Raw genomic sequence first — 22,672 nt, forward strand, 5'->3', positions numbered from 1 at the left:
CAATAATTTACTAACCTAACATTACCTGTTGCGATTTCCTTCGTTCATATCCAGCCGCATCCGGCACAATAAGGCAGGTTCATTTTCGGCCACCGTTTCGCGGATCGGCGTAGCCAGTATCGCCATTGGTGTGGCGGTCGGAATTGTAGCGTTTGCGGTTTTATTTGGCTTTAAGGATACCATTCAGCAAAAGGTATTTCTGTTTGGCTCGCACCTGCGCGTCAGCGCCCTCACCCTCAGCAACACCTACGAAGAAGGCCCGCTGTCCCGGAATACGCCCCTGGCCGAAGACCTGGACCAGATGCCACAGATCCGGCACTGGCATACCGTGGCCCATAAGTCAGGTATACTGAAAACGCCCGACGAACTCAAAGGGGTGATCCTGAAAGGGGTAGATGAAAATTACGACTGGACGCTCTTTGAGCGGAGCCTTGTGGAGGGGCGGCTGATCCAGAAGCCCGACAGCGGCTACTCCACCGAAATCATCATCAGCCGCAAAATTGCCACCCAGCTCCGGCTCAAGTCTGGCGACGAGGTACTTATGTACTTTGTTCAGAACCCGCCCCGGGCGCGTAAGCTGCAGGTAGTAGGTATTTACGAAACCGAACTGGAAGAATTTGACAACAGCCTGGTATTGGGTGATATATCGCTGGTACAACGCCTCAACGACTGGGACCCCAACCTGGTAGGTACCTACGAAATATACCTCAAAGACTTTGAACAGCTGGACCCAGTAGCGCTGGAAGTATTTGACCGGATGTCGCCGGACATGGTACTTCAGAAAGTAACCGAGAGCTTCCGGCCCCTGTTTGACTGGCTCTTGCTACTCGACCGCAACACGGCCGTTTTTCTTACGCTCATCCTGTTTGTGGCCTGCTTCAACATGATTTCAATCCTGCTGGTAATGATCATGGAGCGGACCCCGCTGGTAGGTCTGCTTAAAACCCTGGGGAGCCCCGACGGACAAATCCGGACTATTTTTCTGCGCGTAGGAATCTACATGGTGACGCGCGGCCTGCTCATTGGTAACGTGGTTGGTTTGCTTTTCTGCTGGATACAGTACCAGTTTCAACTCATCCCGCTCGACCCCGTCAACTACTACATGGATACCGTACCCATTGTGTTTGACTGGTTCACCATTCTGATGATCAACGTCATTACGCTGCTGGTAGTCAGTATGGTTCTCCTGATTCCCACCTACGTCATTACGCGTATCCAGCCCATCCGGGCGCTCTTGTTCAAGAAGTAGAAGTGTGCTTGTTTAGTACGCTTGCCCTGATTTGCAATCAGGGCAACATCTAACAGCGACTGCGCGTCCCGGTTTAAAACGCAGGCTGACTCAACCCCAGTGGGGGACCGTCCTGATTACAAATCAGGGTTAGCTGGTTAGCTGGAGCACCGTTAAATAACTTTTCTGGAGGGCTATTGTAGACCTACTTATTTATACTGATATTTGTACAGCTAGCACTTGTTCATAGCTATTTAAACTATTTCCGTTCTTATCATTACAGCCAAATGAGATATTTAGCCTTAATAATTGTGATAATCTTCGCTTCTTCATGCAAACCAGACTATGTAAAAATCGAAGACAAAATAGAGGGGTCCTGGATATTATCGGATTTCAAATATACAGATAATACTGGTAAGGTAGTATCAGAGTCCCCTTCCAACGTTCAAATTACTTTTCTAGGGACAACTACTAGAAAAGGAATTATCAAGGCTCCCTCTAATGAATTTACTTTTGAATACAATTTTGGCCCTGACAAATGCAATCTAGATTTTTCTAACAAAAAGGCATTACCTCTTGAAATTATCGGTAAGGTTCAAGTTTATTCCTACGAACTTCTGGACAGAAATAAGCTAATATTCTCTATTGATAAGGAATACGACTATACTACTAATCAGGTACTAAGAAACGTCACCTATACATTTAGGAGAATGTAGTAGAGGAGCCTCTCAGCTTCATTATTGCGCCAGATCATCGGAAGCCTTTCCGGTTCCCTTCCCGCATTCGCTCGTCAATGTCCAGCGACTGCGGGACTCATGTTGCGAGCAAAATTATTTTACGAAATATTTTTTTTCAAAGTCTCTAAGAAGAGATATAGCCTGATCTGAAAACACTGGATACTTGTTACCAGCACTTCTTGCAGCTTTATTGTATAGGAAGAAGAATTGAAATGGATTATCAACAGTCTGTTTCAGCTCTTCATGAAACCCGGCATCTTCAATAGCACAAGCCATAAAATAACCAGGAAAATGACCGTTACCTAATATGACCCCTTGCCAATATCCCGCGCCGTATAGTTTACTATCAGCAAAGGAACTTAGTTTTTCTAAACTTGAATTGATTTCTTCAACAGATTTAGGTGCTACTTTTAATTTTTCTAAATACCATTCCTTGTCCTGATAGTTGGAAGCTTCAGATAAGACGTACTTCTTATCAACCATATTCGCAATTCCTTCATTAGCCACATTTTTAATGGCCCATATCGCACCTCGGTCTGTTGAATCAATATGAGATTGATGTTGATTTTTTGAATACTGATCCATAATAAAGTGATGAAGTTCATGGGCAGCAAATGCACCTATTTTTGGCTGATCTAAATCAAAGGATAACAGAGGATTCATAAAAATACCATCTATGTTTGCGCTACCATCATAGTCAAACACTAAAAAATAAATGGTAGGATCTTGATACTCAAATTGTATCAGCCTTACAGGAAGGTATTTATAAGCCAACACTTTCATGCTATCCAAATAAGACATGGTTTGTAGCTTATCAACATGCTCTGTTGTTTCTGATTGTAGGCTTATCGTTCTAGCCAATTGCTGTACCCACCTGTCTTTTTTGTATAATGCAGAGAGAGAATCGTTTTCCTCTAAAAGACAAGCTGCGGTTAGTTTTTCTTTAAATATGTTAACTGTGCTAACATCTATCCCATTGTTCTTTATGTATAACCTATAGCCATCAGAGGCTAATAGTGTTTCCCAATCTTGTTCAGTAACCAACTCACCAGATTTAATCTTCTTCGTAATTTCCCAATATGCATCTAGTGATTTCGTATTGATTTGTGAAGGTCCAAACCAACAAGCCATTGTAATGAAATGGATCAATAAATATGTCATAATCACGTGTGTTCTATTTTGCCCAACGTTTATAGTTTGCGCTGTGCGTGTCGCCCATGCGGGCAGGGAAAATAGCGCAAACTATTTGTTAGCAGAAGATTTTATTTAATCACTATCAGTCATCGCCAAAATCCAAAATTCACCCCGACCTTCATCAAAAATAAAGAACGACAAGTCCTCATACATACCGCCAAACCATCCTGACCAACCCTCTTCCAATTGATATATTTTAAAGTCGTCAAACCTGCCTTGAATTATCTCATTAACAAATACAGTTGCCCAAGTTTTAGCTTCAGCAGCAGAGTAAATCCATTTTTCAAATAAACCACCATTGCATACAAGTTCAGCTAATTCACTGTCAAAATATAATGGGTTCAAATATTCAAATATAAGTTTATCGAAATTGTCCCAATTGATATTCCATCCATCTGTTAATTCAGCTAACGGGGCTTGATGAAAACAAAGTGATTCATTAGTTATTAGGGCTTTTACCGCCTTATTGGCCAGAATCCTTGTCACGTTGTCTATATCTTCAGACCAGTGGATACACCGAGCGAACGTTTCTGGTTCTTCACTAATAAACCTTAAAATAATAGGTTCATAATTATAAAGTTTTGCCATTTCTAAGAAATATCTACTCTGTTTTAAATCAGAGCAGTTTATATTTTTGAATACAGCAGAATTAAGAAAGCTTACTATTTCCGCGTCCGGCATTGCTGGCAACTTTAAATGATTTCGATAATTTCTGAATTTGCGGGTCATATTAAAGTTTCTGCTAACGTCCTGTGCAAACGCACTTAGCTTCGTTTATATCCGCTATGACTGTAGTTCCATAGGTTTGTATGAGTTGCTAAACTATAGCCTCTACACCCAATTGTAGGTCGTTTTTCAAAGTTTTACAGTTCCTTAAGTCACGTATAAAGAAGAAAATGGAAAGTAGCATTAATGTAGGTAGATATTATTAAATCTCAAAATCGCCTAACTGACTTTTTATTGTATAGAAGCCCACTGGGTGATAAGTATACGCACTCCGTCTTAGTCAACCTGACTATTACTTCTCCTTCCGCACCCAGATCGCACAGGAAGTACCGGGGCGGGTGCGGCGGATGAATGAATAGTACATAGACTCAAGCGACCCGTTTTCGCAGGTAGTTTCAACTTTTACTGCAAACAACGGAGAATTACGGAGGAGCGAATCGGGTATGGTGATCTGATCGGTACCAAACAAGACCTTCTCAAACCTGGCTGCGATGTTGGTGTTTACCGTATCGCGTTGCGGATAGATGTACCAGCGAAACTGGCGCGGCTCCCCCGGCACCCGGTGGCCTACGGCATTTAGGGTAAGGCCCTCGGAAGGGACGTAGCATCGGTCTGTTACAGTAATTCCTTCAAAACCCTGGCAGGTGGAAGTAAGCTCCTTCGGCTTACACCCCGCCAGAAATAGGCCAGCAACCAAACATAGGAGAAGTTGTTGATATTTAAAGCGCATCTGAGTGTGGTTTAAGGTGCCCCTTGCATAACTACCCACAATTTAGGAAATTGGGAGGAGAACCCAAACCTTCTCGTTCAGTATGTCTCAGGATAACTCCCACCTCCACCGTACCCTCACCCCTACGCTGCTATAGGGCCTGGGCGTGGGCTATGTCATATCCGGTATGTACTTCGGCTGGAACCTCGGCCTGGAAAAAGGAGGTACCCTGGGTATGGCCATTGCGAAGGGGATAGTAGTAGTCATGTACGTCTGCTTCACGCTCAGCTACGCCGAACTGGCCTGCGCCATTCCCAAAGCCGGTGATGCCTTCGACCCCGTTGGCCGGGCTATAGCCTGCGGGGTGGGTTTTTAACGAGCATGGCGCAGAATATTGAATTTTTGTTTGCTCCGCCGGCCATCTCGGAAGGCATCAGGCTACCCGCTGGTACCTTACCGGGCCTTACTTATTTCGGTGGGTTCTTTGGTGGCGTTGGCTATTTTTAACCCCCAATCGGCGCTTATATTTGTATTGCTTATGGCGGGTACCTTTGGCATACAGCGGCTGTTGGGCACCCGTTGCCTCAATACCGAACGCAGCTGCTTAACGGGCACTTTTGTGTAAGTACCTTTGCTGAATACATTCCCATGCAAGTACCTGTTCTACAATACAAATTCTTATTAAAATTGCAGTCAGGAAAGCCCGGGCCAAACCTATGATTAGCTGTAACCTACTGTAGCAATGGAAACGATTATTATTGGAGCCGGTCCCTCCGGACTGGCGGTGGCCGGACGACTGGCCGAGAAAGGAATGCCTTACCTCCTGCTGGAAAAAGGCCAACACGTGGGAGAGGCCTGGCATCACCATTACGACCGCCTCCACCTGCACACCGACCGGCGGTTTTCGGGCCTGCCGCACCGGCCTATACCAAACGACTATCCGGTTTTTGTGCCCAAGGATAAATTGCTCAACTACTGGCAGGACTACGCCAGCCACTACGGCATAAAGCCGCTGTTCAACCAGGAAGTAAAGCGAATCTTGCGCCGGGGGGACCGCTGGCAAATCAAAACTACTACCGATATGTTTGAGGCCGATCAGGTGGTACTTTGTACGGGCTACAACCGCATTCCGGTAATTCCGCACTGGCCGGGCGACAGGAACCTGTACGAAGGGGAGCTTATCCACAGCAGCCGGTACCGCAACGCCGAAACCTATCGAGGCAAAAAAGTACTGGTGGTAGGTATGGGCAACAGCGGGGCCGAAATAGCCCTCGACCTGAGCCAGAACGGCGTTGAAACCTACCTGTCGCTCCGCAGCCCGGTTAATATTGTAACACGCGACGTGGGCGGCAAACCCACGCAACTTTCGGCCATTGTCCTAAGTACCCTGCTTCCCAACTGGGCCTACGACCGGGTTTCCCGCTTTGTTCAGAAAAAGACCATCGGCGATCTTTCGGCCTACGGTATCACTACGCCCACCTACTCCCCGACGCAGGGTATCCGCACGGGCCGGATTCCGGTGCTGGATATAGGTACCGTGGCGCAGATCAAAGCCGGTAAAATCAAGGTCAAACGGGATATTGAACATTTTACGGCGCAGGGGGTACAGTTTGTGGACGGTACCCGTCAGGCATTGGACGCCGTGATACTGGCTACGGGTTATCGCGCCCTGCTCAGCGAACTGGTGGAAGGCATCGGGCCGCGCCTGAACGACCGCGGCTGCCCCGGTCAACTCTGGTACGACGACCTGCCGGGCCTGTACTTCCTGGGTTTTTCCACGCCACTTACCGGGGTTCTTCGCAGTATTTCGATTGATTCCGGAAAAATTGTAAAAAAGCTCCTGGAAAATCAGCAGTGAAGTACCTTCGGAGGCAGTACCCAGTCAGGTACCGGCTTTAAGGTTTCTTCTGGCCTGCCTGATGTGTCTTTCGTTGTGCGCGACAAGTACCTGAAAAATATCCCCCAGTTTCAGTTTTATCCATTTGGTTAGTGAAATCGGAATCCGGATGTGATTGAGGTCGGCTGTCCTGGCCTGCCGCAGGTACTGCAGCAACTCTTCCTGCTGCCGGATAAATTCACCCACTACGGCGGGCGCGTCCAGGTCAGTAGCGGGCGTGTGCTGTTTAACAGCCTTGAATTTGGCCGTTCCGGTGACCGGGTCCATCGTCCGGATGAAATAAGCGCCCAGCCAGCTGCTTTCAAACGGTTCATCCGGTTGTTTTTGCCCGGAGGCAGCCAACGCTTTTTGCAGGTGAGGATGGTAGTACTGTCCGTAGGTATTCAGGTGTTCGAGACACTGGGCAATACTCCACCCACCGTTTTCAGCCGCCCGCAGCAGTACTTCCCCGCTCAGATTCTGGAAGGTACTTACTGCTTCCTGCAGGTGCCGTTCTACTTTTTCTTCCAGGGCCTCCAGCAGCTGGCTTTGCGGAATAGTTTTCACGTTAAAAGGCTTCTTTGGTGGAAACAGGTTTCCTGTAAAGCAGAACCAATACCAGGGCCAGCAAAAACAGGACTGATTCGGTTACCAGCCATTGTTTGCCAAATGCGCCCAGCGCCCCTTCGACAAATATGGTTATGGTACGGGACAAGGCATAAAAGCCCCACAGCAGGCAAAGAAACAAGAGTCCTTTCTGGGTGTAGTACCTCATCAGGTACAGCAAACTAATGACCAGGGTGGCTCCCACGCCACCGTACACCCCCCGGATGGAACTGCTGGCGTCGGGCGAAGTAAGTTGTACCTGCACCAGATCCATTACCGACTGCGGATCGGCAAAAGCCATAACACTTACCATTAATAAACTTAGGGCTGACAAAAGAATAAACCCCGTGGCACAAACGGAAATGATTTTTTGGGTTTTCATGGTAGCTGATTTTTACGTTTTACTCTGCAAAGGTGCTACCCTGCCCCAGGATAAATGTTGGTAAAAACCAAGATTTCAGATTTTTATCCGATTGAGCAGCTTGCTGAAATTGCTCGCGTCAATACCCAGGTAGTTGGCCAGGTACTTATGCGGTACCAGCTGTAATATATGCGGACTACGTTGCAGAAGCATTCTGAACCGTTCTTCGGACGAATAGCACTGCAGCTCCACCAGCCGCTGAAGTACCCCCGATAAACTGTGCGTGACACCCTGCCGTACCATAGAATTGATAGCGGGCCGGTGGTCCATCAGGAGCAGCAGGTCCCGGACCGGAGCCCGTAAAAAGTAGGAGGGGGTGAGGGTTTCGTAGTAAAAGCGGGAAGGCTGTCGCAGCAGCATAGAGTCGAGTACGCCCCCGAAAGAAGGCACATAGGTAAATACCAGGGTAGCTTCGCGGTTTTGGTCGTCAAGGTAGTACACCCGCTGCACACCCTCCGTCACAAAGTACAGGAAGTTTTCGTTCTCACCGGCGGCGGTAAGTACCTCTTTTCTTTTAGCGGAAAAAGGCGTCCAAAGGCCGGCAAACTCCTGCCAGTCTTCACCAGACAAGGGCTGAATAGCCGATACCAGATTTTTTAAATTTTCGACCGCTTCCGCCATGGGTTTTTGAGAAAGTCCAGAAATGGAATAGAAGCCCGTCACCCCTGCTTCCATCCGGGGCTAAAAGTACTGACTTGACTCAATGACAAGCTACACCGGAAGCAAAAAAAGTCTTTTTTCAAAAAACTTGATAAGCCAGAAACTGATAAACCCGTTATTCCTTACTATTTTAATGCGCATCTTGTGGTATAGCTCGATGAAACTTAAAATGGGCTTATGCCTTTACTACGGTAACAATTACTACAAAGCTCATATTCAGCAACAATAACTACACCTACTATGAAACCCTTATCCCTTTTGACCATGGTGGCGCTGGTAGCCCTGCTGAGTTGCCGACGCTCCGACCCAGGTCCGGAACTGCCCGACTACGAAACCAAGCTCACATTTGCCTGCAGCGATAACCTTTCGGACTACTACGGCCGCGCGACCCTACGCAACCAGCAGCTCTGCTACTCCACCAACGACGCTTACTACGAAAATTTTGCCTACGGAGTCTCTGGCGTCGTGACCGGTAGTAACTCCGCACCTTTTAACCCGACTGGACCCGTAAATGGTATGAAGGTAGCTTTCGGGGTAGGAGGTTGGGGGGCTCCCAAGGTGCCTCCCGCCCCGATTCACTTTACTATCCATACCCCTTTCTTCACCAAAAGTACACGTGCATTTTTCCTGGAAAATATCTATAAGGGAGCGGAACTCAATATTCTTTCTACGGAAAAAACCAGCCAGTCTTTGACAGAAATGGACCGCCTGTTTCAAATAATACTGTTTGCTCAGTATGAACCTAAGTGGGGGTTTACTAATGTAGCAGGATTCCAGTCCTGGTCGGGTCCTCAGGACCCGGCTACGGCCTACCTGCGGGTGCTGGAAATGGAAGAGCGCGAGGATGGGAGCTTTGACATTGCCTTCGGCTTCCGCTGCAAGCTCTACGACAGCGGCCGCTTTTACGCCGAAGTGACCGATGGCATCATACGTACCAATATCAGGTTCTAAGGAGCTACGGTTATTCCCTTTTACCAAACCCTCTCTATTTCATAAAGAGAGAACTTGTCATCACTCGATAGTATGGGAAGACTTTCAACTAATGATTGAGCAATGATTAATCTATCAAATGGATCCCGATGATGATAGGGTAAAGAAGCAACCTTCAGAATATGGCTGATTTCGAGCCCAATAATCTCAATATCGTTTGCTAAGGTGTCTTCAACAAACTGCTCAAGACTAACGGGAAGAGTAAGTTTATCCAGACTTATCTTTATAGCAATTTCCCAAAAGCTGACAGCGCTAACAAAAAGCTGTATATCAGCTTGTTTGATAACTCCTAAGGCTTTTTGGGATAGCCTGGAATGATCTCCAAAAATCCAAAGGAGAATTTGAGTATCAATCAAGTACTTCATTACATATACTCTTTAAAATCGTCCAAAGGCTCTTTAAAGTCCCTGGCTATTTTTATCTTACCCTGGTACTTTCCTAGTTGTCGTTCAGGCTTTTGATCTCTGGATTTATTTACACTTTTGGATAGTGCAGCTATGAGTTTCTCTTTCTCCCTCTGTGAGAGTTGATTAGCTAAACTAAACACTTGTTCAAATCCTATATTAAGTCTTAATTCCATGTCCTTCCCGTTTGATTCTCAATTTATAATTTTTAACTAAAATCCGAAAGACCCTTATAATTTCATAATCATTATAGCCAAAAACAGAAAGCCCCTATTTTCCCAGCATCTCCGGGAAGGCCCGCTTGGATAATCCAACAATCTCAGCGGCCTGACCAGCCGAGAGCTTACCTTTTTCGTATAATTCCCCGGCTACCAACATCCTCACCTCAACGGGGTCAGTCTGCGTAGTAGTGGGAATTATAATTGTAATATTTTCGGTAGACATCATAACTGTCCATAGTTATCAGAACTAATATAACGATTAATTTTGATAATTAGCACGAAAATTCCCTTAGCTTTAACCCTCCAATGTGCAAGTACTCAAAAAAAATAATCGTTAACCGGTAGCTGTTGTAACCACCCTCCATGGCCCTGAATTATATTTTCGTTTTTTTCTTTGTCATTGCGTTTGTCATTGCGCTTTTCAAATTTATTTTTCTGGGGGATGTCCTGACTTTCAAAGCCATAGTGGAGGGAATGCTGGACATGGCAGAGTTAGCCGTGATGGATATTGCCCTGCCCCTGGCCGGGGTCATGACGTTTTTTTTGGGTATCCTCAACGTGGGCGAACGCGCCGGAGCCATTAATGTACTGGCGCGGGTGATTGGCCCTTTCTTCAATAAGCTTTTCCCCGAAGTACCCAAAAACCACCCCGCCAACGGGCAAATGATCATGAACTTCGCGGCCAACATGATTGGCCTCGACAACGCGGCCACGCCCTTTGGCCTTAAAGCCATGCAAAGCCTGCAGGAGCTGAACCCGGATAAGGATACCGCCTCCAACGCCCAGATCATGTTTCTGGTGCTGCACACGTCGGGTTTACAGATTATCCCGCTCAGTATTATTGCGCAAAGGGCTATTCTGGGAGCCGAAAGCCCGTCCGACATTTTCATTCCCTGCGTAGTAGGTACCTATGTTACAACCGTAGTCAGTATGATTATCACCGCTACCTGGCAACGAATCAACCTGTTTAACCGCACCGTAATACTGGGGCTGGGAGGAGTAACTGCCGTTCTGGGACTTCTGCTTGCGTATCTCTCCACCCTTCCCAAAGAACAAATCGAAACCGTTTCGGTAGTCGTGGGCAATTCACTGCTGCTGCTGATTGTAGCCGGATTTCTGGGGGGAGCCTTGTATAAAAAGGTGAATGTATTTGAGGCATTTATTGATGGAGCAAAAAACGGATTTTCTACCTCCGTCATGATTATCCCCTACCTGGTAGGAATGCTCGTTGCCATCAGTGCCTTCCGTAACTGCGGCGCCATGGACTACCTCGTTAACAGTCTTAAGTACCTCTTCTCCTTTGCCAGCTTCAACACCGACTTTACCGATGCCCTACCCGTAGCGCTGATGAAACCCCTGAGTGGGAGCGGTGCGCGGGCCCTGATGATCGACGCCATGAAGCAGTTTGGTCCCGATTCGTTCATCGGTCGTCTGGTGTGTATTTTCCAGGGATCGGCCGATACTACCCTGTACATAGTGGCGCTTTACTTCGGGTCAGTGGGTATCAAAAACACCCGTTACGCCATTGTGGCCGGTCTCATTGCTGACTTTGTGGGCGTACTGGCCGGTATCTGGCTCGGGTACCTGTTCTTCCATTAATCTACTTCTATGGCCGAGCCTCAGCCCCCCATTCGTCCGCAGATCGGCGCTTTTGATCTGGGTATGATAGTCATCAGCCTGGTGATTGGAATCGGAATATTCCGGACGCCCGCCATAGTGGCCCGGCAGGCGGGCTCACCGGAAATTTTCTTTTCGGCCTGGGTAGCCGGGGGACTTGTTAGCCTGATTGGAGCCTTTGTCTTTGCCGAAATCGGTTCGCGCCACCACTTTCCGGGTGGCTTCTACAAGCTTATTTCGACGGCCTTCCACCCCCTGTACGCCTTCATGATCAACTGGGTCATAGTACTTACCTACGGGGCGGGTATGGCCGGAGTAGCCCTGATCGGGTCTGAGTACCTCAATCCCCTGCTACCCACCGGCTGGCAAGGAGCGACGGGCATCCGGATCACGGCCATAGGTACCCTGCTGTTTTTTTATCTGATTAATATGCTGGGAATCCGGGCGGGAGCAAAGACCCAAAACTTGCTGAGCGGCCTGAAGATCCTGATGATGGGGGTACTTTGTCTGGGCGTGTTCTATACCGTTCCGCCGGGCGCTGCTCCCCAAACACCGGTGCCGGAAGTACCTGCCTCGTGGTTTACAGCTTTCGGGGCCAGCCTTATTGCGGTGTTTTATACCTACGGCGGGTACCAGCAAACGCTCAACTTCGGGGCCGACATTAAAGATCCCGTTCGAAATACACCCCGGGGCATATTTATTGGCATGTTTCTGATCCTGGCGCTGTACCTGACCCTCAACTACACCTACTACCACACCCTGGGCTTCGACGGCCTGCGGACTTCCAACCTCATTGCCGCCGATACCGCCCGCGCCTTGTTCGGGCCGGGGGGACAGGTCTTCTTTTCATTGGCTATATTTCTGTCGGTTCTGGGTTTTATCAATGCCACTATGCTGTCGCTGCCGAGGGTGTACTACGCCCTGGCCGATGACGGCATACTGCCCGCTGCATTCAAAAAAGTAAATACCCGCACGCAGGTTCAGGAGTTTGCCCTGACGTTCCTGATCGTAACTACGCTGGCCTCGCTCTGGCTGCTGGATACCTTCGAGCAAATTGTCAACTACGTTATGTCCGTGGATAGTATCGCTTTGGCAAGTGCGGCGGCCACTATTTTCGTTTTTCGGAAGCGGGCCCGTCTCCGGGGGGCCGGCAGTGCTGATCCTCATCAGGGCTTTCATATGGCTGGCTACCCCTGGCTTCCCGGTTTTTTTGTGTTGTTCCTGCTCATTATTGCCGCCAATGTCATCATCACTGATCCTTCCTCAGCCCTGATCGGCTGGGCGCTTTTTCTGGGCGGAGCACCCCTGTACTGGGTACTACAGCGAGCAGGAGAGTAGCTTTTCCTCCCAATTTCTAAACATCTTTTTACTTTAATTGTATAGGTAATCAGGTTACCGGTTCCCTTTCCTTCCTCTTCTGATACGCTTCCCCTATCCGCTATTCACCTACGAGCTGCCGTGCCCTAACTAAAGTACCTGGCTGCGTTGCAATATAAAAAGTTGGCCTGCTGCTCCACCCTCGCCTCCTGAAATAAAGCTATTTCATAAAACATTTTTGCACTTTTTTAAGTAGTATAGATTTACAACTCTGGCTCAAAACACACGAAAAGGCTGCCCCTACAGCCTCAACAGTTCACCATTCGTGAGTCTATTGGCTACATGAAATACCATTGTAGCTGGTTTAGTAATAAACAGAACACTAGTTGAATTAGATAAAACTAATAAACAATGAGTAAAATAGAAGGTACTGAATTAGAATGGACCGGTCGTTTATTCGGTGGTATTAGTGATGACATCCGTAGAAAAGTGCCCCATTACCTCAGTGATTTTAAAGATGGCTTTCACTCGAAGGTAGCCGGAACTACCCTGTTTTTATACTTTGCGGCCTTAGCCAACGCTATCGCTTTTGGTGCCCTGACGGGTTTGTTAACGGGCAACCAGATTGGTATTATCGAAATGCTGGCGGTTACGGCGGTAGGTGGTATCCTGTTTGCCCTGTTGGCTGGTCAGCCGCTGACTATTCTGGGGGGTACGGGTCCCATCGTTATTTTTACGGGGATGCTCTATACCGTTTGTGGGCAGCTGGAGATATCATTTCTGGCTACGTACGCCTGGGTAGGTATATGGTCCGGCATCATACTGCTGATTTGTGCCTTTACGGACGCCAGTGCGCTTATGAGCTATTTTTCCCGCTTTACGGACGAAATCTTCGCCGCTCTTATCTCGGTAATATTCATCGTGGAAGCCGTTTCGGATACCGTAAACGCCTTCGGGCCGGAGGGCTTTGGCCTGTCCAGCGCGTTTCTGACCATGGTGCTGGCGTTGGGTACCTTTACCTTATCACGAAGCCTGAGAGATTTTACCAAATCCCGTTTTTTGAGTACTTCCGTCCGTAGCTTCCTGAGCGATTTCGGTCCGGCCATTGCCATTGTAGGTATGACCGCCTTTGCGCTGCTCTTTCCGGAAGTGCAGCTGAGTACCCCCACGGTACCCGAAAGCCTTACCACTACCTCGGGCCGCCCCTGGCTGGTCGATATTTTTGAGGTACCTACCTGGGTGATTTTCGCATCGATTGCCCCCGCTATTCTGGCCACTATTCTGTTGTTCCTGGACCAGAATATCACAACCCGTCTGGTCAACTCTCCTGATAACAAATTAACCAAAGGAGGAGGGTACCACCTTGATTTGGCCATTGTAGGGATAATTGTGCTGCTGGGAAGTCTGTTTGCCCTGCCCTGGATTGTAGCGGCCACGGTTCACTCCCTTAACCACGTAAAGAGTCTGGCGGAAACCAAGTCAGTGGAAACCGACGGTGTAAGTAAAGAAGTAATTTATAAAGTACGGGAGAATCGGTTGTCGGGATTGCTTATTCACATCCTGATTGCTATCTCCATATTCCTGCTGGATTACTTTGGCTACATACCCATGGCGGTATTATTTGGACTATTTCTCTACATGGGATTTGCCTCGCTGGGTGGTAACCAGTTCTTTGACCGGCTGATGCTCTGGATTACCGATCCGAAACTTTATCCTTCCACCCCCTATACCGAGCGGGTTCCCCGCAAGTGGATTCACCGGTTCACGATTATTCAGCTGGTATGCTTTATAGCCTTGTGGGCGCTTAAATCGTCCCCAATCGGTATCCTTTTCCCGTTAATGATTGCGGGACTCGTGTTAATCCAGATGGCATTGCCCCGGTTTATTCCCGAAGAATACGTGGAGGTGCTGTCAGCCGAAGATTTCGAGGAGGAAGATGAAATTCACGTTTTTGATTAAGTACCTGTTCCGTGAATAACTTTAAAGTACCTGTTTCGCAACTAGTTTGCTCACTGCTTCTGGGAGCGCTGTTCGTTTCAACCTCGGGCTGCGTTTTCAGAAGAGTGGTACGTACCAAGGATCTAGCGTATGTAAAAGCGGATGCAGCCACCCGCAAAGCGGAGCAGCGATTAAATATATTCGCTCCCCGAAAACCCAAAGAGCTAAAAAACGTGCTGGTCTTTATCCACGGAGGCCGCTGGAACTCGGGCGACAAGGACCAGTACGACTTCTTTGGCAACCGCTGGGCGCGCAAAGGAGTAGTGACTGTGATTATTGACTACCCGCTTAGTCCGCAGGCCAGCTACAACCAAATGGCCACCAGCGCGGCGCAGGCGGTACAGTGGGTACAGCAAAACATCCGGCAGTACGGTGGCGACCCCAATCGGATCTTTGTATCGGGCCATTCGGCTGGCGGTCATCTGGCTTCCCTTATTTCCCTGCGCAACGAGTACTTCGACAGCCTCCAGATTAAGAATCCAATTAAAGGTACTATCTTAATTGACGCCGCCGGACTGGATATGTACGGGTACCTCCAGGAACAGGGTTTTGAAGACGGCCATACCTACCTGAAAACTTTTACCGCCAATCCCCAGGAGTGGAAAAAGGCTTCTCCCATTTTTCACCTGCACGAAAACATGCCCCCCATGCTTATTTATCGGGGTGGTAGTACGTATTCTTCTATTGAAAAGAGTACGGAAAAATTTGTTTCGGCTCTGAAAAACTATGTACCCCGGCCCAGGTATCAGGTACAGCCGGGCAAAGGACATATTGGTATGATTACCCAGTTCTTCTTTACCTGGAACCCTCGTTATGACGAGATTCTCCGATTTATGGAGGAATAGCCCTACCTTCGTGGCTCTTAATCTGAGTGTGCTATGACTTTTGACGAACTGAATTTAAATAAGTCTTTGCTGAACGCGCTGGGCGATTTGGGCTACCAGACTCCTACTACCATTCAGCAGAAAGTATTTTCGGTCATGATGTCCGGCCGGGATGTGTGTGGCATAGCCCAGACGGGTACCGGCAAGACCCTGGCTTACCTGCTGCCCTGCCTGCGTCAGCTGCAGTTCACCAAAGAAAAACTTCCCCAGATCCTGATCCTGGTACCTACGCGGGAACTGGTAGTGCAGGTAGAGGAGACAGTCCAGAAACTAAGTACCTACCTGAGTCTGCGGGTGGTGGGTGTGTACGGCGGGAGCAACATCAAGTCACAGATGGCCGACCTGCAGCAGGGTGCCGACCTGGTGGTAGCCACGCCGGGCCGGCTGATTGACCTGGCCCTGAACGGCTCCCTGAAACTGAAAGGGATTAAGCGCCTGGTCATTGATGAGGTGGACGAAATGCTGAATCTGGGTTTCCGGGCGCAGCTCAATACGGTACTGGACCTGCTGCCTCCCCGCCGTCAGAACCTGCTGTTTTCGGCTACCATGACGGATGAGGTAGAGAAGCTCATCGTCGCGCATTTTAATAGCCCCGTGCTGGTAGAGGCGGCGCCGGCCGGTACACCACTGGAAAATATAACGCAACTGGGATATGAAGTACCTAATTTTTATACCAAGGTCAATTTCCTGAAATGGGTACTAAGCCAGGATACCGACATGACCCGGGTCCTGATTTTTGTGGCGACCAAGCAACTGGCCGATCAACTGTACGAAGAAATAGAGGCGCGGTTCCGGGATAATGTAGGCGTTATCCACTCCAACAAAGCCCAGAACCACCGCTTCAACGTAGTACGGCGGTTTAAGGAGGGAGAGTACCGCATCCTGATTGCTACCGATATCATAGCCCGGGGGCTGGACATAGCGGAAGTATCGCACGTGATTAATTTTGATTTACCCGACGACCCCGAAAGCTATATTCACCGGATAGGCCGAACCGGCCGCGCCGATCAGAAAGGGATAGCCATTAGCTTTGTAACCGAAAAGGAGCGGGAACTGCTGGCGGCAATTGAAGGGTTGATGAACTACAACATTCCCCTGGCGCCCCTGCCCGATGAAGTGGAAGTGTCGGAGGTACTTACGGAGGAGGAAATGCCCCGGATTCAGATGAAAAATAGTGAAGTAAAACCGCCCCGGCCGGAAGCCGGTGGTGGAGCCTTTCACGAAAAAGCGGAGAAGAACAAGAAGGTAAACGTCCGCCGAAACCACAGGGAGGAAATGATGAAGAAGTACGGCAAGCCCATTAAAAAATCCCGGAAGAACAAGGGTGATTAGCGGGTAGCCTGTTTCTGTAACATTTCGTAAAAGGTATAGGCTTCCTCACTCAGCAAGTACCTCTCAAACAATCAGCGGTAAAAATTGCTCTGACCCGGCGGACCGGGTAGGGTCAATGACTTATTCTTAACCCGCCACCCTTACTTATTTTTCTTTCTTTTCCTTATCGTGGAGCGTTCCGCCTATTGGTAATGCACCGGGTTAAAAACCCGAACCTCCCCGATTCTTTCCCCCTGACCTCGCTAGACTAGTACTTCTTTCCGCTGGTTTCCCCAAAAAGCATGGTTTCCGTTGCCTTCGAAGCTGGTTTTGCAGTATGACATTTGCTGCTTCCACAACACCGGGGCAATATCATTAAATAATTTATCGAAAAAATACAAGTACCTCAACTGAATTCACGGAATTTTACAACGAAATAGGCTAGAACACAAAGAACTATCTGTTGTACTTTTCACATATTTATATAACTTTTCAACTATATACATAGGACCCTATCATGAACTTTTGCAAACCTAAACGCAACCCTTGACTTGTATACAAGCTTTTCTCTACGTTTGTATCAACCAAAAGGACAACAAAGGGTCTGATTAGGGTAAACAAATCAAGTAGTAGGCAAGGACTTTTATTTATTTAAATAATCCAATTTAACTACAAATTTAACTTTGACATTATTATGAAAAAAACATACATAGTACTTGCAGTATTGATGGGAGTATCAATTGCAAACCTGGCCTTAGCCAATGACACAACTAATAAAGTAGAAGTACGCGAAGACGTAACCGTAGAACTGACCGTAGAAGCCGCCAAAGACCTGAAGTTCCGGTTGTCGGCCCAAAACCTGCCCAGCCGCGCCTACATTGCAATCCGTAACAAAGAAGGACAGGTCCTTTACAGCGAATACACCGGAAAAACTGACAAGTTTTCCAAAATCTTTGACTTGTCCAATCTGGCTGATGGTACCTATACCTTTGTGGTTGAAACCAGCAACGGCTACGTGGCCAAACCATTTGAGATAAAAACCGAAGTAACCCGCGTTGTTACGGCAAACACTTCCAAATAAGCGCATGGGTCAGCCAATGCATCAGTAGTACTTGCCTCAGTACTTGAATCGAACCGCCCGGTAGCTACCGGGCGGTTCGGTGTTTTCAGAGGTTGGGGCAAAATTCTCCGGCTGGCCGCGTAGTTTTGGCCACTTCCCTACTTTAAATCTGGTAGGCCCGGCGCTACTTTTCCCAATTCAGAAAATCAGACTGACCAGATATGAAATCCAGAAACCCTTTTTCCCGAGTAGCTTTCTTTATAGCACTGGCGGTCACTGCGACCCTTTTTACCGCCGGTACTTCCTGGCAGCAGGACGAAAAAGGGCTGAAAGACTACTACAAAGACTACTTCCCCATCGGAACGGCCGTGTCGCCCCGGGTCCTTAGCGGCCCCGAAGCAAAGCTGATCATACAGCACTTCAATAGTATCACCGCCGAAAACGCCATGAAAATGGGACCCATCCATCCCGAACCCGACCGCTACTACTGGCAGGATGCTGACGCCATTGCGGCCTTTGCCCAGGCGAACGGGATGAAGATGCGGGGGCATACCCTCTGCTGGCACAACCAGACCCCCGCCTGGTTCTTTAAGGACGCGGAAGGTAAAACGGTTTCCCGGGAGGTACTGCTCAGTCGGCTCAAAGAGCATATTACGACGGTAGTATCGCGGTTCAAAGGCAAAATCTACGCCTGGGACGTAGTCAATGAGGCCGTGGACGACAACGAAAGCAAGGGAATGCGCGAGTCGGAGTTTCTCAAAATTATTGGCGAAGACTACATCGCCAAAGCTTTTGAATACGCCCACGCCGCCGACCCCAGCGCGAAGCTCTTCTACAACGACTACAACACCGAGAACCCCGGCAAGCGGGAGCGGATTTATCAACTGGTCAAAAAATTGAAAGACGCAGGGGTACCCATCCACGGCGTGGGGCTACAGGCGCACTGGAATATCAGTGGCCCGTCGGAGCAGGAAATAGCGCGGAGCATCGAGCGGTTCCAGTCGCTGGGGCTGGACGTACAAATTACCGAACTGGACGTGTCGGTGTATCCCTCCGAAAGCGGACGCCGCGACAAGCGCCCCGACGAAGCGGATCAATTTACCAGCGAGATGGAGCAGAAACAGGTGGAACTGTATAAAAACGCTTTCAAGGTACTTCGCGACCACCGGCAGGCCATTACGGGCGTAACGTTCTGGAACGTATCGGATAAAAGCTCGTGGCTGGACAATTTTCCCGTGCGCGGACGCAAAAACTACCCCTTGCTCTTCGACCAGAACCTCCTGCCCAAAAAGGCGTACTGGGAAGTAGTGAAGTTTTAGGGAGTTCAGGAGTTTATGAGTTCATAGTTGATGAGTTCCTAGTTTTTCGAATGTACTCTTATTCCTCTGTGCTAAAACTCCATAAACTCTGTGGAAAAAAAACATTCATAATTCCTAATTCAGCATTCAGAATTAATATGTCCACCCTCTCCACCGCCATCCGAAAGTACCGGAACGGACAAGTACTTGATACGGACGATGTACTGGCCGTGGAGGAGCCGCTGGGTATAGCAGTGCTGTACGGTCCGGAACGGAAGCGAAAAAACCTGGCGGTGACCATGCGCACGCCCGGGCAGGACGAGGAGCTGGCGCTGGGTTTTCTTTTCACGGAAGGGATCATCCGGCGGGCCGATGAGGTACTTGACATCCGGCGCGACGACGCCAACCGGGTTACCATCCTGCTGCACGAAGAGGTACTACTGGATCTCCAGAGCCTGGAACGAAATTTCTACACCACTTCCAGCTGTGGAGTATGCGGAAAGGCGTCCATTGAAGCCGTACAATTGGCCGCTGGTACCCGTATAGGTACCTCGTCGGAATGGCAGGTACCTGCTGCCCTGCTGCATCAGCTGCCAGGTACCCTTCGGCAGCAGCAGCGGTTATTTGAACAGACCGGCGGCCTGCACGCGGCGGCACTGTTTGACCGGGAAGGTACTTTGCTGGCAGTACGGGAAGATGTGGGCCGGCACAATGCCCTTGACAAACTCATAGGTTCAGTTTTACGTTCCGCCCAGGTACCTCTCAGTCAGCACCTGCTGCTCCTGAGCGGACGGGCCAGTTTTGAGCTGATTCAGAAAGCCGGTATGGCCGGTTTGGGATTCGTAGCGGCCGTGGGTGCGCCTTCCAGTCTGGCCGTACAGCTCGCCGAAGAGTTGGAAATGACGCTGGTAGGGTTTCTGCGGGACGAACAGTTCAATATCTATACCGGTGAGCAGCGGGTGGTCTTGTGAGTGTATGAGTAGATGAGTGTATGAGTGGCCATAAACACAAAATCTCCCCCCGCCGGGGGGATTAAGGGGGGCAACAGAGCCTCAGCGTTAAGAACTAATAAATCGACATTCGATAATACTATGGTACCCCAGGCGGAAAACCCGACCCGACTTACCGGACTGAAACTCGACAAACCCTACGCCACGGCGGCGGGCCTGGAAGCCGTGGCCGTCAGTATGCGGACGGTATACGAAGAGGCGGGCGTGAACCGGGGCTTAAAAGCACTGTTCAAACTGAACCAAAAGGGCGGCTTTGACTGCCCCAGCTGCGCCTGGCCCGACCCCGACGGCCACCGTTCGGCCATAGCCGAGTACTGTGAAAACGGCGCTAAAGCCGTCGCCGAAGAAGCCACCGAAAAAGCCCTGTTCGCTGATTTCTTTGCGGCCCATTCGGTTGCCGACCTGGCCGAACTGTCGGACCGGGACATTGGTAAGCAGGGCCGGGTGGCCGAGCCCATGTACCTGCCCGCCGATGGTACCCACTACCAGCCCATTAGCTGGGGAGCGGCCTTTGGCAAAATAGCCGCTCACCTCAACTACCTGGCTTCGCCCGATGAAGCCGTCTTTTATACCTCCGGCCGTACCAGCAACGAGGCAGCTTTCCTGTACCAGCTTTTTGTCCGGGAGTTCGGCACCAACAACCTGCCCGACTGTTCCAATATGTGCCACGAATCCAGCGGGGTAGCCCTAATGGAGTCGGTGGGGATTGGCAAGGGCAGCGTGACGCTGGACGATTTTAACCAGGCCGAGGTCATCATGGTCATGGGGCAGAATCCGGGTACCAACCACCCGCGTATGCTGACGGCCCTGCAGCAGGCCAAACGAAACGGCGCCACGATTATCGCCGTGAATCCCCTGCCGGAAGCAGGACTGATGGGTTTTAATAATCCGCAAACCGTCAGGGGTGCTCTGGGAATGGACAGCCAGCTCAGCAGCCTTTTTCTGCAGGTAAAGCTCAACGGCGACATGGCGTTGCTGCAAGCCATAGAAAGACTCCTGTTGAATGAAGAGGAAAAAAGGCCGGGTGCCATATTTGACCAAACCTTTATTAAAGAACAAACAGAAGGCTACGAAGCACTGCTTGACCACCTGCGTCAGCTGGATATGCAGGAACTGGTGGCTCTCTGCGGGGTACCTCTCGACCAAATCCGGGAGGCCGCCCAGGTACTTACCCATAAAAACAGGATTATTATCTGCTGGGCCATGGGGCTGACTCAGCACGCCAACGCCGTAGCTACCATCCGGGAGGTAGTGAATCTGCTCCTGCTCAAAGGCAGCATCGGAAAGCCCGGCGCGGGTACCTGTCCGGTACGCGGCCACAGCAACGTCCAGGGCGACCGCACCATGGGCATCTGGGAAAAGCCGCCCACCGCACTGCTGGAAAAACTACAAAGTACCTTCGGCTTTGAACCTCCGCGTCGGCATGGCTTCGATACCGTGGAGGCCATTCGGGCCATGCACGCCGGAAAAGTGGGCGTATTCTTTGCCATGGGGGGCAACTTCCTGTCGGCCACGCCCGACACCCGGTACACCGCCGAAGCGCTCCGCCGCTGCCAGTTGACTGTACACGTATCCACCAAGCTCAACCGCAGCCACCTGGTACACGGCCGGGAGGCCCTCATACTACCTACCCTGGGCCGCAGCGACCGCGACCTCACCGGTGGCACCGAACAGTTTATCAGTTGTGAAAACTCCATGGGGGTAGTACAGGCGTCGCGCGGGGTACTTACACCCGTTTCGGATAACTTGCTGAGCGAGGTCGCGATTGTGTGCCGACTGGCGCAGGCCACGCTGGCAGGCCGGACCAGAATAAACTGGACCAGGTACGAGCAGCACTACGATTTTATCCGTCAGGATATCGCTCAGGTTATACCCGGATTTAAAGACTATAATGAAAAAGTGCGGCAACCAGCGGGCTTCTACCTGCCCAACGGCGCCCGCGAAGGCCGGTTCAACACCCCCGACGGCAAAGCACACTTCCACGTAGCGCAAGCCGTGGTACCCAGTCCGGGGCCGGATGAGTACCTGATGATGACTATCCGCAGCCACGACCAGTTCAATACCACCATCTACGGCCTCGACGACCGCTACCGGGGCGTACGTAACGAGCGGCGGGTCGTATTCATGAATAAAACCGATATGGCAGCGGCTGGCTACCAGCCCGGCGAAGTCGTCGATCTATTTAATTTAACGGACGGACAGGAACGCGTAGCCCGCACGTTTATTCTGGTCGCTTACGACATACCCAGGCGCTGCATCGCTACCTACTTCCCCGAAGCCAACGTACTGGTACCTATAAGTACCACCGCCCAGAAAAGCAACACACCCGTGTACAAGACGGTACCGGTTAGTTTAAGGAAGGCAGGAAAGGAGTAGTCTTTATGGGTGAAAATACTAGTAATTGC

Annotated in this window: 24 protein-coding genes; 15 read left to right on the forward strand and 9 right to left on the reverse strand. The window is 49.7% G+C overall.

Going from position 1 to position 22,672, the window contains the following annotated elements:
* Positions 1 to 28 precede the first annotated feature (28 nt).
* Both VGN67_RS20730 and VGN67_RS20735 read left to right on the forward strand, forming a co-directional pair.
* Entirely contained in the window at positions 29 to 1,249 is a 1,221-nt protein-coding gene (locus tag VGN67_RS20730) for an ABC transporter permease (RefSeq protein ID WP_327488815.1), read from the forward strand.
* A gap of 266 nt (positions 1,250 to 1,515) precedes the next feature.
* Entirely contained in the window at positions 1,516 to 1,944 is a 429-nt protein-coding gene (locus tag VGN67_RS20735; RefSeq protein ID WP_327488816.1) for a hypothetical protein, read from the forward strand.
* 114 nt (positions 1,945 to 2,058) lie between these two features.
* Here the strand turns inward: VGN67_RS20735 and VGN67_RS20740 are convergent, their stop codons facing one another.
* From VGN67_RS20740 to VGN67_RS20750, 3 genes are all read right to left on the reverse strand, one after another.
* On the reverse strand, positions 2,059 to 3,126 hold the full coding sequence (locus VGN67_RS20740) for a DUF5700 domain-containing putative Zn-dependent protease (RefSeq protein WP_327488817.1): 1,068 nt from the start codon (positions 3,124 to 3,126) through the stop codon (positions 2,059 to 2,061).
* A 105-nt stretch (positions 3,127 to 3,231) separates the two neighbouring features.
* Entirely contained in the window at positions 3,232 to 3,888 is a 657-nt protein-coding gene (locus VGN67_RS20745; RefSeq protein ID WP_327488818.1) for a hypothetical protein, read from the reverse strand.
* Between the two features lie 289 nt (positions 3,889 to 4,177).
* Positions 4,178 to 4,582 (reverse strand): hypothetical protein, encoded by a 405-nt coding sequence (locus VGN67_RS20750; protein ID WP_327488819.1) that lies wholly within the window; start codon positions 4,580 to 4,582, stop codon positions 4,178 to 4,180.
* Positions 4,583 to 4,760: 178 nt separating this feature from the next.
* Between VGN67_RS20750 and VGN67_RS20755 the strand changes: the two genes are divergently transcribed.
* The 3 genes from VGN67_RS20755 to VGN67_RS20765 all read left to right on the forward strand — a co-directional run bounded on the left by VGN67_RS20755 (position 4,761) and on the right by VGN67_RS20765 (position 6,452).
* Positions 4,761 to 4,970 carry a hypothetical protein gene (locus VGN67_RS20755; RefSeq protein WP_327488820.1) on the forward strand — a complete coding sequence of 70 codons (210 nt, stop codon included), beginning with the start codon at positions 4,761 to 4,763 and terminating at the stop codon, positions 4,968 to 4,970.
* A 5-nt stretch (positions 4,971 to 4,975) separates the two neighbouring features.
* Positions 4,976 to 5,101 carry a hypothetical protein gene (locus VGN67_RS20760; RefSeq protein WP_327488821.1) on the forward strand — a complete coding sequence of 42 codons (126 nt, stop codon included), beginning with the start codon at positions 4,976 to 4,978 and terminating at the stop codon, positions 5,099 to 5,101.
* Positions 5,102 to 5,336: 235 nt separating this feature from the next.
* Entirely contained in the window at positions 5,337 to 6,452 is a 1,116-nt protein-coding gene (locus VGN67_RS20765) for an NAD(P)/FAD-dependent oxidoreductase (protein WP_327488822.1), read from the forward strand.
* 24 nt (positions 6,453 to 6,476) lie between these two features.
* Here the strand turns inward: VGN67_RS20765 and VGN67_RS20770 are convergent, their stop codons facing one another.
* From VGN67_RS20770 to VGN67_RS20780, 3 genes are all read right to left on the reverse strand, one after another.
* Positions 6,477 to 7,037: a DinB family protein gene (locus VGN67_RS20770; RefSeq protein WP_327488823.1), complete on the reverse strand. Its 561-nt coding sequence runs from the start codon at positions 7,035 to 7,037 to the stop codon at positions 6,477 to 6,479.
* Position 7,038: 1 nt separating this feature from the next.
* On the reverse strand, positions 7,039 to 7,458 hold the full coding sequence (locus tag VGN67_RS20775) for a DUF4345 domain-containing protein (protein WP_327488824.1): 420 nt from the start codon (positions 7,456 to 7,458) through the stop codon (positions 7,039 to 7,041).
* A 75-nt stretch (positions 7,459 to 7,533) separates the two neighbouring features.
* Entirely contained in the window at positions 7,534 to 8,118 is a 585-nt protein-coding gene (locus VGN67_RS20780) for a Crp/Fnr family transcriptional regulator (RefSeq protein ID WP_327488825.1), read from the reverse strand.
* A gap of 279 nt (positions 8,119 to 8,397) precedes the next feature.
* Here VGN67_RS20780 and VGN67_RS20785 point away from each other — a divergent pair, with 279 nt between their 5' ends.
* The gene (locus tag VGN67_RS20785) at positions 8,398 to 9,108 is read left to right on the forward strand and encodes a hypothetical protein (protein WP_327488826.1); all 711 of its coding nucleotides are present in this window, start codon (positions 8,398 to 8,400) and stop codon (positions 9,106 to 9,108) included.
* 20 nt (positions 9,109 to 9,128) lie between these two features.
* On the opposite strand, the gene VGN67_RS20790 is transcribed toward VGN67_RS20785, so the two are convergent.
* The 3 genes from VGN67_RS20790 to VGN67_RS20800 all read right to left on the reverse strand — a co-directional run bounded on the left by VGN67_RS20790 (position 9,129) and on the right by VGN67_RS20800 (position 9,998).
* Complete coding sequence (locus tag VGN67_RS20790) at positions 9,129 to 9,512, reverse strand: type II toxin-antitoxin system VapC family toxin (RefSeq protein WP_327488827.1); 384 nt, start codon at positions 9,510 to 9,512, stop codon at positions 9,129 to 9,131.
* Positions 9,512 to 9,727 carry a hypothetical protein gene (locus VGN67_RS20795; RefSeq protein WP_327488828.1) on the reverse strand — a complete coding sequence of 72 codons (216 nt, stop codon included), beginning with the start codon at positions 9,725 to 9,727 and terminating at the stop codon, positions 9,512 to 9,514. The genes VGN67_RS20790 and VGN67_RS20795 overlap by 1 nt, the downstream gene beginning before the upstream one ends.
* Positions 9,728 to 9,821: 94 nt before the next feature.
* Complete coding sequence (locus VGN67_RS20800) at positions 9,822 to 9,998, reverse strand: UPF0175 family protein (RefSeq protein WP_327488829.1); 177 nt, start codon at positions 9,996 to 9,998, stop codon at positions 9,822 to 9,824.
* Between the two features lie 137 nt (positions 9,999 to 10,135).
* On the opposite strand from VGN67_RS20800, the gene VGN67_RS20805 reads away from it, so the two are divergent.
* The 9 genes from VGN67_RS20805 to VGN67_RS20845 all read left to right on the forward strand — a co-directional run bounded on the left by VGN67_RS20805 (position 10,136) and on the right by VGN67_RS20845 (position 22,643).
* Positions 10,136 to 11,371 (forward strand): nucleoside recognition domain-containing protein, encoded by a 1,236-nt coding sequence (locus tag VGN67_RS20805; RefSeq protein WP_327488830.1) that lies wholly within the window; start codon positions 10,136 to 10,138, stop codon positions 11,369 to 11,371.
* Between the two features lie 9 nt (positions 11,372 to 11,380).
* Positions 11,381 to 12,727: an APC family permease gene (locus tag VGN67_RS20810; protein ID WP_327488831.1), complete on the forward strand. Its 1,347-nt coding sequence runs from the start codon at positions 11,381 to 11,383 to the stop codon at positions 12,725 to 12,727.
* A 390-nt stretch (positions 12,728 to 13,117) separates the two neighbouring features.
* The gene (locus VGN67_RS20815) at positions 13,118 to 14,665 is read left to right on the forward strand and encodes a sodium bicarbonate transporter family protein (RefSeq protein WP_327488832.1); all 1,548 of its coding nucleotides are present in this window, start codon (positions 13,118 to 13,120) and stop codon (positions 14,663 to 14,665) included.
* Between the two features lie 11 nt (positions 14,666 to 14,676).
* A complete protein-coding gene (locus VGN67_RS20820) occupies positions 14,677 to 15,549 on the forward strand; it encodes an alpha/beta hydrolase (RefSeq protein ID WP_327488833.1) in 873 nt (290 codons plus the stop codon).
* Between the two features lie 33 nt (positions 15,550 to 15,582).
* The gene (locus tag VGN67_RS20825) at positions 15,583 to 16,920 is read left to right on the forward strand and encodes a DEAD/DEAH box helicase (RefSeq protein ID WP_327488834.1); all 1,338 of its coding nucleotides are present in this window, start codon (positions 15,583 to 15,585) and stop codon (positions 16,918 to 16,920) included.
* 673 nt (positions 16,921 to 17,593) lie between these two features.
* A complete protein-coding gene (locus VGN67_RS20830) occupies positions 17,594 to 17,980 on the forward strand; it encodes a hypothetical protein (RefSeq protein ID WP_327488835.1) in 387 nt (128 codons plus the stop codon).
* A 200-nt stretch (positions 17,981 to 18,180) separates the two neighbouring features.
* Complete coding sequence (locus tag VGN67_RS20835) at positions 18,181 to 19,278, forward strand: endo-1,4-beta-xylanase (protein WP_327488836.1); 1,098 nt, start codon at positions 18,181 to 18,183, stop codon at positions 19,276 to 19,278.
* 137 nt (positions 19,279 to 19,415) lie between these two features.
* Positions 19,416 to 20,228 (forward strand): formate dehydrogenase accessory sulfurtransferase FdhD, encoded by an 813-nt coding sequence (gene fdhD / locus VGN67_RS20840; protein WP_327488837.1) that lies wholly within the window; start codon positions 19,416 to 19,418, stop codon positions 20,226 to 20,228.
* 120 nt (positions 20,229 to 20,348) lie between these two features.
* Positions 20,349 to 22,643, forward strand: a complete 2,295-nt coding sequence (locus VGN67_RS20845; protein ID WP_327488838.1) for an FdhF/YdeP family oxidoreductase — start codon at positions 20,349 to 20,351, stop codon at positions 22,641 to 22,643.
* Positions 22,644 to 22,672: the final 29 nt, after the last annotated feature.

It is taken from the genome of Telluribacter sp. (assembly GCF_035998675.1).
Taxonomy (GTDB): domain Bacteria; phylum Bacteroidota; class Bacteroidia; order Cytophagales; family Spirosomataceae; genus Telluribacter.